Origin of the sequence: Ruminococcus callidus ATCC 27760 (genome assembly GCF_000468015.1) — a bacterium.
In the GTDB taxonomy this organism is placed as follows: domain Bacteria; phylum Bacillota; class Clostridia; order Oscillospirales; family Ruminococcaceae; genus Ruminococcus_C; species Ruminococcus_C callidus.
This window is the reverse complement of the sequence record NZ_KI260389.1, coordinates 87721-100975: the sequence shown is the minus strand read 5'-3', so window position 1 is coordinate 100975 and position 13255 is coordinate 87721. Positions and strand designations below refer to the sequence as shown.

The following is a 13255-nucleotide window of genomic DNA, read 5'->3' as shown; positions in this document are numbered from 1 at the left end:
GGTGGTGAATACATTGAGCATCAAAACCGTTGATGGCAATACTGTTCTGAATCCGCTGTATCAACGACAGAAAGAGGATGTGTGCAAAATGCGTACATCCTTATTGGCATGCACAGATGCCAATGGCGGATCTACTAGACAAGCACTTCAAAATATAACCGCTATGCGTGTATATCACCAGCTTATGAGAATCATTCGATACACAGAACTTATGGACAAGTTAGAGGATAAATTATATAGTTGCATTGATTCTGCAATTGACTCTGCATCTAGTTCTGATCCTACAACGTGGATGATGCTTCTAAATATACAAGAGAAACTACAGAAAAGTATGATTGAATCTCATAAGTTGCTACAGCCATATCTTGATATTAAAGAATTTACTGTAGTAGAACTTACTCCAGATGATGCAGATACTGCAAAATCTGATAGTTTGCTGAGTCCAGAAGAGCGAGACAGCGTCCGTTCAAAGGCACAATCGCTCATGCTAGAATTAAAGAATCTAGATGCAGGCGGTGATTCCGATGGATGATGTCGCTTGTAATGATATTTTAGATCGTATTCGTGGAATATACTCTAGTTCCACACCAGAGGAAAAATCATATTTGCGTAAAATATTGGAGGAAATATCTGATACAGGACATTCTCCAACATATGAGCAAATTTGGTTAGAGGATTTCAAAGAGATTCCTGTTACAATTGATACTTTTATAGAATCCGAAACATATCTCGGAAAAACCAATAGATGCGGTAAAGCAGTATATCCATTTTGGAGAAAAGAACTTCGGCGGATGTTTGACGCTGGAAACAAGTATCACGAATGGGTTTTAACTGGTGCTACTCGTATCGGTAAATCCTCCACAGCGATTACAGGTACAGCATACATGCTATATCGATTAATGTGTTTGAGAGATCCACAAAAATTCTTTGGTAAGAAAGATATTTCTAAATTTTCGATTCTGTTTTTTAACATTACAAAGGATCTTGCAAAGGGTGTAGCATTCCGTGAGTTCAACGATACGTTGAAAGCCAGTCCATGGTTTAACGCTCATGGTACATTTTCAAGAAGTGATAGAGATTTCTACTATATCCCAGAGGGTGGAAAAATTGTAATCGATTATGGCTCTGATGCGTCACATGCACTTGGTCAGCAGGTTTTTTGTCTAGTCGGTACAACCGAAATATATACGTCGGATGGTATATATCAACTAAAAGATTTAGAAGGTTCAATGCATAGTATATTGCAATACTCAGATCATGGTGATATTTTTGAATCTAAAGCACTTGTGAAAAAAACTAGATATGCGTCGAGCACTATACGTCTTACATTAGAAGATGGATCTATTATTGAGGGGACTCCAGATCATCGCATTATGATGTCAGATGGAACCTATAAACGACTTCAAGATATATCCGAAAATGATGACTTGCTGACAGTATGATAAAATAGGACGTGATTATTTTGTATTATGTTTACAGGCATACGACACCAAATGGAAAAGTTTATATTGGTATTACAGGAATGGAACATCCAGAATGTCGCTGGAGATCTAATGGTGCAGGATATAAAAATAATCATCATTTTTGGTCTGCAATACAGAAATATGGATGGGATAATATACAACATGATATTTTAATGTCAGATCTTACATTGCATGATGCACAATTAGAAGAACGACGGCTTATTTCTGAATATAAATCAAATGATCCTATGTACGGCTATAACAATACTACTGGTGGAGATTATCATACACAAAAGTTCAATCAGGTCGTAATTGATAAACTTCGAGACAATGCAAAAAAGATGTGGAGTACACCAGAAATACGAAAAAAATTAGTAGCTGGACTAACAGGACATACTGTGTCTGCTGCTACAAAACTTAAAATTAGCAATTCAAAACGTGGCGTAAAGCTTAGCCATCCAAGTAAACTGCATGGGAAATCACTATCTGAATCGCATCGATTTAAATTGATTGGTAAAACTCCATGGAATAAGGGATTGACAAAGGATGTTGATTCTAGAATTGCAGAGTACTCTGCAAATTTGACTGGAATTAAGCGCTCAGATGAATCTCGACATAGGATTAGTATTGCCCAAAAGCTGAAATACAAATTAGGCTATAAACCGATATGGATGAATAACGGTGTAGTAGAACGCTTGATCGAAACTAAGGATGTTCAAAAGTATCTAATTTCAGGATTTTGCTACGGTAGACTTAATGCAAAAAATCTTTATATCAATAAAGATGGGGTTACTAAGAAAATTCGAGAAGATGAATTAGATTTATATTTGAGTAATTGGTGGAAGAAAGGAAAGGATTTCCAGACAACTAGAACAATATCGGAATCGCATCGTAAATATGTATATACATATGGTGACTTTCAATGTTATTCATGTAAGGAATTGATGATTTATTTACAGCATAATGGATATCCAAGTATATCATTATCTTCTGTTATAAACATCGCATCTGGTAAGTCTGTAAAGAGATATGAATCCCTAACGTCCAGCATACAGCGAACACCGATTAGTTAGGGGTGTATCTTATGAGGGTTACTAAAGTTGAGAAAATTCAGTATGACACACCAGTTCCAGTATACGATGTGATAAATGCTATACCATATCATAATTTTATTATTCATGGGAATTCAAATTATATTTCTCATAATTGTGCTGTAATGGATGAAATAAACTTCTCACAGGCTGGCGTAAAGGATGTAAACAAAGCAAAAGCACACATGCGAGAGACCTATAATACGATATCAGCTCGTGTGAAAGGCACGTTCAAACATGGCGGTGAAGTTTTCGGAAAACTGTTTGCTGTCAGTTCCAAACGTAGTGATAGCGACTTCATGGAGTCCTATGTACAAGAGCAGTTAGCTGCTGGGGCAGGAGATCATATGATGATAACTGACGCTCCACAGTGGGAAGTATTGCCACCAGAAACATTCTCAAAAGAAAAATTCTACATTGCTGTAGGGGATAGGCATCATCGAGGATTTGTTATACCAGACAATCAATGCTTTCCAGAAGCATTAGATGATTTAAAGCAACAAGGGTATACCATTTTAACACCACCTGTTGATATGAGATCTGATTTTCTAGCAGATTTTGAAATTGCACTACGAGATTTAGCTGGTATTGCAAACGTTGGAGCATTGTCCTTTATTACACAGGAATCTTTAACCTTGTGTATAAATAAGAATCGAAGAAATCCATTTTATAATGATATTCTTCAAATTGGTGTACATGATGCTTATACCATCGAAGAATTTTTTCATGAGGATGCTGTTCTCCCAGAATTCAAGCATACATCTATCTATATTCATCTTGACTTATCATTAAATGGAGATAGAACAGGTATATCTGGATGTGGTATTACAAACAGAAAAGATGTTACTGGCAAAGACGGTAGTAGAGTATCACTCCCATTTTTAACACATATGTTCTCTGTCGCTATTGAGGCACCAAGAGGAGATAAAATTCCATATAGTAAGATACTTGCTTTTATATGTTGGCTTAGAGATCGTGGCTACGATATTCCTATTGTATCTCGTGACCAGTTTCAGAGTGAATACATAGGCCAGCAATTAGAACAAGAGGGATTTGATTCGCCAAAAATATCATTAGATAGAACACCAGACGGTTATATAGCACTTCGAGATATTTTGATAGATCAAAGAGTCGATATGCTAGATAGTACATTATTACAAGATGAACTTGTACATCTACAAAGGGATAGTGTTACAGGGAAGGTGGACCACCCGGTTGGTGGGGGGAAGGATCTGGCCGATTCCTTTGCTGGGTGCATTTGGGATGCTATCTTGCAGAATCCAGGAACATCTATTCCTATTCAATCTATTGGACCAGCAATTCTTGGTGTAAATAAATCTAACCGATCTAATCATTACGGCAACTCGGTAATGAGTACGCTTGCAAGCATGTATAAAAGATAATATTTTCTGAAAGGTGAATGACTATGTATAAGAGAAACCTTCTCAAACCTGGAGATTATGTATTAGCTGTTCCAGTCGGCTTACATTTGACACTAGAGTATAATACATCCGGAAATCTAGCTCGTGTATATAAGGGCTTTAATTTAGATAAGCAAGATGTTACATCAAAACTGATGATGCCTTTACTTGCTAGCAATACTGTTCCAGGGAAGATTCATATTACATCTGGAAAAACATGGGTAACAGGTGTTTTATATACTGGAACTCAGTTTTCTGCATCTGGGGATCTTCCACAGGCTGTGTATGATTCACTTGTTGATTCATATTTGAAATACCCAGACAAGTTTAACTTTTTCGCTGCTACTGCCGAAAGTACAATTGTACCATTAAAGGGTGCAAATCAAATGCGTTCTACATTAATGATAGATAATTTTCATTTGTTGCCAGCATGGGTTGCACCTGCAAATGTATCAGATGATGCATTCACAAAGTGGATTAATAGCGATAGATTTCCATTCAATGATCCGATTATATCTGACTGTATTATTTTTAGAGGATCAGATATTTTATATGAGTCTTTACAATTGAAACAATTCACTGTGGATCATATCGAAAAATATGTGGATGATAATGGGTACATTAAAGTAAGAGTATATAATACTGATAATAATGTCCCGATAGCATACGATTATTCCGACATTGTACGATGGAGCATTGGTACAAACTCCTTATTGGTATTGGATTCTGATAATCAGCCAGTACATTCAAAGTATATTGGTAGATGGAAGGCTGAAAAAAGAAGCAATATGCTAACTTGCTCATTTTGTGGAAAAACTTTTTCGGTACCATCTAGTGGATATGTACAATGCTCTGATCCGCATTGCACGTCTAAACTACTGAGCAAAGTCACACACTTTCTTTCAGTTCTCCGGATGGATGTTCCTAAGAGTACAACGATTTTTGCTTTGATAAAAAGTCACACCTTAACTTGTATTCCAGATTTATTTCTCTTGGATACTTATGCAAATAAAAGGGTAGAGACCACACTTGCATGCATTTTACGAGCATTTATTCCTGTAAAGCTCATTACAAATGATGATGTGTTTACATTGTTTGCAAACGCTTGCAATAACAATATTAAAACATTCCTCTATTATGCCCAGAATACAGATTGTATAACATCTGATCTAGGTATAAAGCATCCGGATTTAAATAAATTGATAATGTGGTTCCATGATCCTTGTAATCTATCTGATCTTACCACTGTTGTCACGAGTGTACAAATTATTTTTCATAACCAGGACAAGCGATTCAATGGAGCACCTATTTTCCGAGGTAAAACAATTTGTCTGACAGGCGATTTTGTGCATGGTAGTATCACAGATGTATCAGCCATTCTAAGTAGTTATGCTGCACACGTCACCACACACTTTACATCTGACGTAGATTGTGTAATTACCGGATCTGTTCGAGAGAATATTGATAGCAAAGTTGTATCAAGTGCTAGATCCTATAATATTCCTATATTTGACGAAACCTCATTCTTTGCTGAATATGAAATAGATACAGATTTGCAATCTGTAATGTCATAATGGGGTGATACCGTGAGTAGATTACTTGATAAACTAAATAAGAGCATAACTAAGCATGATGCTGTTTCTTATATAAGATCTATTGTTACCGGGTCTGTATTTCGGACGACTGATACAAGAGGTAATACTAGCATAACCGATATTAAATCTAAAATTGATACAATGCGAGGTCTTGCAAGGGATTCTCAAATTGCGACAGCATTGTCCTATTATGCTACAGATGCTACTACAACGAATACATCTGGGCAAATTTTATGGGCTACATCTGATAACAAACAGTTAGCTGATATCATAAATGGTCTTTTCAAGAAATGGAATATCAATTCTTACGCAAGAGACCATATTTTAGAACTTGCAACTATTGGTAACTTATATATACCAACAACAGATATGTATAAGGAGTCCACTTATTCTACAAAACAGATTGGTATAGCCTTAGACAATAATACTATTCCAAACAGAGATTTCGATATTATTCCATCATATAAAATACCTCCAGAAGATGTTCTGCATTTGTGGTATCAGGGACAACCATGCGGTTATATGTACGCACCAGATGATGATTTTAGCGGACACATTCGCTATCCTGAATCATCGATCCTACACTTCTCTTTGGGTGGAATCTTAGGTGACTACACAATTGACACCAAACAAGCTGATGGATCTGTAAAGACATGGGATATCATGTTTGCTGAACCGCTTATGAGCAATGCAATTTCACCTACACAGACATTAAATTTGTTAGAGGATGCAACACTACTTTCATCTTTGAGTCGTGTAGTGCGTTTTGTAAATGTAGACTGCGGTGATTCAAATGACGAAGAGGCTGTTACCGCATATTTGCAACAAATTAAAGATGCGATTGAGCAAAATCTGTCTATCAATACGTCTACTGGAGACGTTCAAAGCTTTGTAAATCCACAAAGCCCGAATAATTTAATTTACCTTCCAAAACGTAAAGGTCAAGATATTGTATCTATAACAGATTTGAACATGGCTGACTTTACAGAGGCTGATAATAACTTGTTGGAATATTATCAAAACAAGAAACTATCTGTTCTCGGTGTGCCAAAAGAAGCAATGAACTTTTCATCTAATGAGGGTTTAGGCGGTGCTGGTTCTGTTATGTCACAGCGTTCTGCTCTATACGCTAATATTCTGACAAGAATAGAGACCGCATACAAAGCAGGGTGGACGAGTGCATTGAATACATATTTCAAGTTAAATAATATGAGTGCATATGCTGATAACTTTGAGCTACACATGAATCCGATCATTACAACCCAATCTACAATTCAGTTTGACAGACGTGATTCTGCACTGAGTCAAGCGGATACATTTGTAAATGTTCTAAAGAATTTAGGTGTTACAAAATCAGATGCATACAGAGAAGGACTATCTGAGATCCTCACAGAGGGATTTCCTCAAATGGGATCAGACGCTAATAGTTGGCGGTTAAATTTGGAAGAAGGAGATGATACAAGTGAACTCTAATCAAGCATCTATATCAAATCTATTTTTCCATGATTTGAAGTTGTACAATAGCACAAATTTCAGAACATTGTGCAGATCTGATTTGACATCAGTTACACCAGAAACTGTAAAAGCGTTCAGTAGTGTAATTACACGATATTTTATTTTCGCTGAAAAGCATCCTGAAATTTCTGATTTACAACTGAGAATGTTGTACTTCCAGTTAAAGCTTGATATGATTGGACGGTATTTTGCAAATTATCCGAATGTAAACTCAGATGATCTAATTGCATTTCAGACAGAGCTAAAATACTACGTTGCAGAAGATGGTGATTCTGATGTCTGAGCCTTTACGATATAATATTTCAGATTGGCACCAATTATCTGGATGCCAATCCAATAATAGCCGTGATTTACGAATATTTGTATCTGATTTTATTCAGGATAGTCGTCTTGTAGGACTTCGTATTCAGATATGTCATGCAGATTTTGGAATCCTATTCTCGTGCATTTTGAATGCGCGTGGCAGTCTTGTATCTAAACTTGGAAGTCAGATTGCTTATGAACTATCAACAGATACGATTCTTTCGATATTGAGCAAGTATGGATTTCTTATCACATTCAATCCTAAAGCACATTTACCACAAGATCAGTTAGATTATCTGAAATCTGTACAAGCATTTGGATTTGATAAGATTCGCGTAATATCAGTTCCAAGTTTTGAGAACAGCATAAAAATCTCAAAATCTCATATTGTGGCATTTAATGTTGACAAGAATCCGAAATGGATAGATAACTTGTACTCTCCATCATACAAAGAGTTTCGTGTAAGTCTTGAAACTGGAAGTACAATTATTTTATCAAGAATTTCTGATACAAATAAATGGTCTTGGGGTTGGTTAGATTATGTAGCGTCAATCGATGATATTCTAAAAGATAATATGGATGGTGAATAATTGTGGATAACAAAGCAATTGCAATTGTAACTGAATATGTTAAGAGTCATTTAGATGTAACAGATGGTAACATTGATTTTGGAGTGTATACAGTATGGAAATGCAAAGCACTTCAGAATTGGAAGTATCTGTTGTCTACCACATTGTTCGATGGTATGTACTATGAACTGACATATAATGGTGACAAGCACGAGTGGTACCTTGACGCTTACAAGAAGTTTGAGAACAAAGTGATTACAGAGTGATAGGAGTTAAATTATGAAAAAGCTATTCATTTCACAGCCGATGCGTGGTAAATCCGACGAACAGATCATTGCAGAACGACGTACTGCAATTCAGACTGCAATGCATTATTTGAATGAAGATGTAGAAGTCATTGACAGTTTCTTTAAAGCTGCACCACATGACGCAAAGCCATTGTGGTTCCTTGGCAAGTCATTAGAACTTTTGTCCACTGCTGATGTAGTATATTTCGCTGACGGATGGCAGGATTATAGGGGATGTAAAATTGAGCATGATTGTGCTGAAGCCTATGGTATCAAAATTTTATAATTCTGGTGATGTACTATGCAAAATAATCTTATAGGTCCTGACATACAGCTGATGCGTGATCGCTATGACGAAGCTCTAATCTTACAAGGAATCCAATGTAAATATCAATATCCTTTATTTGCAGATTCCAATGCACAAGGTGAGTCTGTTATAGATAGCTATTCAGAAATGATTCACACACAGATATTTTTTGACGGAAATCCAAAGGTCAAAACATATAAACGACTCGGATGGGTAGTTGAAAATGATAAGGACTTGCCATTTTTGGTACATTGCAGCTTTAATTTACAAAACTTGCAAAAAGACTGCTTATTTCATATATCCGGTCAGTATACTGGTATGCCAGATCGAACATTCCGTGTTACAGAGTTGACATGTGATATACAAGCACCGGATCATATGATTGCACAAGTAATTCCTGTATATGATAAACAGACTGTAGGACGTACCAGAAAAGAAATTGCAAAGACATTTGATAAATCAAATTATTTCCTACAAGATCCGATAGATTATCGAGGAACTTATGTATCAGAGTTGCCAGGTGATAGATAAGGTGGTGAATTTGTGCTATACCTATATGATAATGCAATTGTGGACGATTTGATGCGTAGCTTTAACCCAAATCATGTAGAAAATCCAGTTGTTAAAGTGATTTCTCCAGAACAGATTATAGGACTAGCTGCACAAATTCAAGATGACAGTGTATCATTTCCAATTGTAGCACTAGATCGAGATGATAATACATCCATTGACGCAGATCGAATGAATTTTACACGAGCACATTTTGGGGTATCTTCAGTTTTAGATACTGAAACTAATAATTTATACTATGAGAAAGCAATACCAGTTAAGCTATCTTATGGTTTAACTCTGTTGACTACAAACACAGCAGACAGAGATGAGTTATTAAAGGAACTGATGTTCAAATACATGAATATGTATTATTTGACTATACAGTTGCCGTACTACTGTAAACGTAAGATTCGATTTGGTGTAACAATTGACACTAATTCTGAGATTCAGCATTCTTCTGGAAGTTTTGACTATCTGGAAAGTGGTAAATTGTATCAAACGATACTACCATTGCAGTGTGAAGGGTGCGTGCTTGTAAGCTATACTCCTGTGAAATTAAAACGAGTTACACATTCTGTAAATGCCGAACTAATCGATAAATCGTAAACCTTATATATCGTCATGTGAGGTGATATTGTGATCTACAAAAACCTATCTCGCACTACAAAAACTTTTTATGGTGTAACATTCAAGCCAGGTTCATCTCATGAAGTATCTGGTTATATAACAAATCCAGATTTTATCGCAGTTTCCTGTGCAGACGAGACATCTAATGCAAAGAAACAGGCTACTGCGAAAAAGCAAGTCGTACAAAAAGAAAAAGCACAAAAAGGGGATGAGTTAACCAGTGGCACAGATTGTAATAAATGAGATTTCTCAAAACTATTCGTATAATATCGGTACTACATCTTATGCAACTGTAGCGATGCCGATTACTGCCATGTGGGGACCATGCTATGGTGATCCGGAGTCCATTGTAGGCGATAATGGTACAGTTGATGATGTTTTAGAGCAGACATCATTCCAGCATTTTACAGCAACGCAATCCGGACTAGAAGCATTTACATCTACGTATCGTGGACCTGCATCGAATTACAGATTAGCAAAGGACTATAGTTATCAAATGGCAGTAACCCTACTTACTGCTGGCTATGATGTTCTTGTTTGTCGCGTTTGTCCTGGTGCAAAGGCATCCAAAACAGTAGATGCTTATGCCCCATCCGGCACAAAGCCACACATTACATTTACAGCAAAATATCCTGGTACTTTTGGTAACAGATTAAAGATATCACTTACTAAAGCATCTAACGGGAAATACTGGAATCTAATTACATATGTAGTAGACGCATCTGGTGTTACTACAGCTGTTGAAAATTTGATTTTTGTATTCGATGCAAACGCTGCAACGGATATTATCCCTCATGTTAGTGAAGTCGAATCAGATTTTATTGACATTAGTACAGATATTTCAGTTGACACCCATGCTTTTGATTCCAATGGTTCTACAACTGTAGTTCAGCAGCTATCCGGTGGTTCTGACACTATGACATCTGATTCAACTGCTTCTACAGCATGGGAATCAGCAAAAACACTTGCTGAAACAAGATATAAATCTGCGGGTTATACAGAAACATCCAGTTGTAAGTATATTTCCGCATTTGACACAGCACCAACTGATTCATTAGTGGCAAATACTCAGAAATACAAAGAATGGATATATAATGCAGCGTATACTGTATATGATCTGCTACAGGATAAACTAAACTACAATCCAAATCGCATTATCAGCCCTGGTTGGGACGATCAGAATATTTGTGAACTTACAAATTCATCCGAATCTGTTCAGCTTACTGAGGTTTCTCCATTACATAAAAAGATAATGGAAACTGCGTTTACAAGTCGTTGTGCTACAGGATTTATTGATATTCCGAAGTCAGAATCAAGACAGTATGTGTCAAATGATGATTCCAAAAAGCTTGGATATGCTCAGATGCTTTCTAAAGTAGGAACCGATGTACTTACTACAGATGCAAATGCGGCTTTATATGCGTCGCATTCTGCATTGTTTGCACCATGGGGATCTTACAAGTATGTAGGAGCATCAAAAGCTTTTACTGCATCTCCGTCATTCCTTGCATTAATGCTACAAAGAGCAATGATTTTAAATCAATCCTTACAGTACGAATGGGCATTGCCTACAAATCGTAAGCACAATCTTACCGTTGGTAAGATGAATTACAAGGTATCTAAGCATTTTCTTGACATCTGGCAAAAGCTTGATGGGGTTAGCCTGAATGCAATTACTGAGATACCAGAACTTGGTTTGAACGTGTGGGGCAACTCGACATTATATGATGTGCTACCTGCTACATACCAGGCACTTGCAAATCTATCTACAAGATTTTTGGTAAATGCTGTAGAGGATGTTGTGTATAAGTGCGGTATTGCAATTACGTTCCAATATAATAATCAGCAAGCTTATGACAAATTCTATGCTGGGGTAACACCAACATTGGATACTATGAAGAATGTGGGTGCTATCGAAGATTACTATGTAACTATGGCTGCTGATATTAACGGCCTGGATCAAGTAAACGCCAATACTGTAATTGGTAAAATCTATCTTGTAGTCAATGGTGTAGTGAATGACATTAAGGTTGATCTAATTGCACTTCCTCCTGGAAGCGATTTAAATCAATATAAGTCTTGATTGGTGGTGATGTGGTATGTTTACACCTTTATACATGGGTACAAACCATATGCTCGGTGTCGATGCCTATGTTCCAATTCTTCAAAACAATTTTGAAGTGCGTATCTATAATATGGACGGATCAGCTCCAACCGAAAATGCAGATCTGTTGACATTATCTACTGACGAAGTCGGTTCTGTTCAGGAGCAACAAGATAGCATCGTTGTCCATTATGGAAATGGTGTTATCAAGTTCCCTTCTAAGGTCACATTTGCTGATGTTGACTGGACATTAAACTGTTATTGTGAACCAAATGTACTTGATGCTTTACGTGCATGGCGTAGACAAGTTTATAATCCTGACACAGAAAAAATGGGATTACCATCCGAGTACATGAAACAAGTATACTTCATTAAGTATGACGGACAAGGTCGTGCAAGAGATGTTATTAAATGTCCTGGAACATGGATCGGTGCACTTGATAATGGTAGTGGCAATCAGACAGGCGGCGATATTGTTAAGGTAAAAGTTCCGTTTGTCATTTCTCGTGCAATTTACTTGAAGCCAGAAGATATTCGCTGATTTTAATTCACCTTAAAACCTTTGAGGAGTGTTTCACATGGCAATGATTTCAGAAAAGATCGAACTGATTGGTAAGAATTTATATACTGATATTCCGGGTACACTGACATTAAAAAGCATTCCAACAGCATCTGAATTGGAGTATGTTGGTAGTGAAGATTTTGTAGGTACCATGCTGGATAGCATTCTTCCAGAGGCAGTAGACGAAAATGTAAATTTCCATAATCTTTTGGAAGTAGATTACTATTGGATTTGTAGATGCCTTAGAATTTTGAATTATGGACCATACTACACAACTAATGCTGTGTACTGTCGTTCATGTGGAAAGGTTTCATACGGAGAATTTCGAGTAAATTTGAAAACTATCAATTGCATTCCTATTCCTGATGATTTTTCAAATGACATCGTGGTTTCAAAAGATGAATTTTTGGATTTCAGCGGTGATGTACATTTAGCACTGCCTACAATTCAGCAGATTATCAATTGTAGAAACGATAAGGCATTTCAAACACCTGACGGTAATCTTGACAGTGATCTTGCAAGAATCTGCTATATGGTTACGTCAATTGGCGGAAAGTCTAATTTAACTCCGATTGAAATCAAATATAAAATTAAGAATGATTTGAGTGCAGCTGATTATATCATACTGCGAGATCGTATTTCAGAGCTGTCTGATTTTGGATTGCGTAATGGTGGCACAGCACAGTGTCCGAAATGTCATAGTAATGACGCTTCATTTGTTGCATTGGTTAATGATAAGTTTTTTCGCCCGTCCCTGGGAGATCTCCGGCAATGGAAACACGATCGAAGTGCAGGGAAAAATAAAAACATATCAAGAAGTGCGACAGCAACTATACGAAAACATAATTGATGAAACAAT

At 36.7% G+C, this 13255-nt stretch carries 16 protein-coding genes; all 16 read left to right on the top strand.

Annotated elements, in window-relative coordinates; all coding sequences use genetic code 11:
* Positions 1 to 13: 13 nt before the first annotated feature.
* The 16 genes from RUMCAL_RS07045 to RUMCAL_RS06975 are packed head-to-tail and all read left to right on the top strand — an operon-like array spanning position 14 to position 13246.
* Positions 14 to 532, top strand: coding sequence for a hypothetical protein (locus RUMCAL_RS07045; RefSeq protein ID WP_040647385.1), 519 nt, complete (start codon positions 14 to 16; stop codon positions 530 to 532).
* Complete coding sequence (locus RUMCAL_RS07040; RefSeq protein WP_021681974.1) at positions 525 to 1442, top strand: Hint domain-containing protein; 918 nt, start codon at positions 525 to 527, stop codon at positions 1440 to 1442. Before RUMCAL_RS07045 ends, RUMCAL_RS07040 begins: the two co-directional genes overlap by 8 nt.
* Positions 1443 to 1462: 20 nt before the next feature.
* Positions 1463 to 2536 carry a GIY-YIG nuclease family protein gene (locus RUMCAL_RS14580; RefSeq protein WP_084194372.1) on the top strand — a complete coding sequence of 358 codons (1074 nt, stop codon included), beginning with the start codon at positions 1463 to 1465 and terminating at the stop codon, positions 2534 to 2536.
* Positions 2537 to 2547: 11 nt separating this feature from the next.
* Positions 2548 to 3957 (top strand): hypothetical protein, encoded by a 1410-nt coding sequence (locus tag RUMCAL_RS07030; RefSeq protein WP_021681971.1) that lies wholly within the window; start codon positions 2548 to 2550, stop codon positions 3955 to 3957.
* A gap of 23 nt (positions 3958 to 3980) precedes the next feature.
* Complete coding sequence (locus tag RUMCAL_RS07025; protein WP_040647383.1) at positions 3981 to 5549, top strand: BRCT domain-containing protein; 1569 nt, start codon at positions 3981 to 3983, stop codon at positions 5547 to 5549.
* A gap of 12 nt (positions 5550 to 5561) precedes the next feature.
* Positions 5562 to 7043: a portal protein gene (locus RUMCAL_RS07020; protein ID WP_040647381.1), complete on the top strand. Its 1482-nt coding sequence runs from the start codon at positions 5562 to 5564 to the stop codon at positions 7041 to 7043.
* Complete coding sequence (locus RUMCAL_RS07015) at positions 7033 to 7368, top strand: hypothetical protein (RefSeq protein ID WP_156902472.1); 336 nt, start codon at positions 7033 to 7035, stop codon at positions 7366 to 7368. The genes RUMCAL_RS07020 and RUMCAL_RS07015 overlap by 11 nt, the downstream gene beginning before the upstream one ends.
* Complete coding sequence (locus RUMCAL_RS07010; RefSeq protein ID WP_040647379.1) at positions 7361 to 7978, top strand: hypothetical protein; 618 nt, start codon at positions 7361 to 7363, stop codon at positions 7976 to 7978. Before RUMCAL_RS07015 ends, RUMCAL_RS07010 begins: the two co-directional genes overlap by 8 nt.
* 2 nt (positions 7979 to 7980) lie before the next feature.
* Positions 7981 to 8223 carry a DUF6275 family protein gene (locus RUMCAL_RS16505; RefSeq protein ID WP_021681966.1) on the top strand — a complete coding sequence of 81 codons (243 nt, stop codon included), beginning with the start codon at positions 7981 to 7983 and terminating at the stop codon, positions 8221 to 8223.
* A gap of 13 nt (positions 8224 to 8236) precedes the next feature.
* Positions 8237 to 8530 (top strand): DUF4406 domain-containing protein, encoded by a 294-nt coding sequence (locus tag RUMCAL_RS07000; protein ID WP_021681965.1) that lies wholly within the window; start codon positions 8237 to 8239, stop codon positions 8528 to 8530.
* 15 nt (positions 8531 to 8545) lie between these two features.
* Positions 8546 to 9082: a hypothetical protein gene (locus RUMCAL_RS06995; RefSeq protein WP_021681964.1), complete on the top strand. Its 537-nt coding sequence runs from the start codon at positions 8546 to 8548 to the stop codon at positions 9080 to 9082.
* Positions 9083 to 9121: 39 nt separating this feature from the next.
* Positions 9122 to 9709 (top strand): hypothetical protein, encoded by a 588-nt coding sequence (locus RUMCAL_RS06990; protein WP_156902470.1) that lies wholly within the window; start codon positions 9122 to 9124, stop codon positions 9707 to 9709.
* Between the two features lie 30 nt (positions 9710 to 9739).
* Positions 9740 to 9973, top strand: a complete 234-nt coding sequence (locus RUMCAL_RS15470) for a hypothetical protein (RefSeq protein ID WP_156902468.1) — start codon at positions 9740 to 9742, stop codon at positions 9971 to 9973.
* Complete coding sequence (locus RUMCAL_RS06985) at positions 9951 to 11813, top strand: hypothetical protein (protein WP_040647376.1); 1863 nt, start codon at positions 9951 to 9953, stop codon at positions 11811 to 11813. The genes RUMCAL_RS15470 and RUMCAL_RS06985 overlap by 23 nt, the downstream gene beginning before the upstream one ends.
* A 16-nt stretch (positions 11814 to 11829) precedes the next feature.
* Positions 11830 to 12375, top strand: a complete 546-nt coding sequence (locus tag RUMCAL_RS06980; RefSeq protein WP_040647374.1) for a hypothetical protein — start codon at positions 11830 to 11832, stop codon at positions 12373 to 12375.
* Positions 12376 to 12412: 37 nt separating this feature from the next.
* Positions 12413 to 13246, top strand: coding sequence for a hypothetical protein (locus RUMCAL_RS06975; RefSeq protein ID WP_021681960.1), 834 nt, complete (start codon positions 12413 to 12415; stop codon positions 13244 to 13246).
* Positions 13247 to 13255 lie beyond the last annotated feature (9 nt).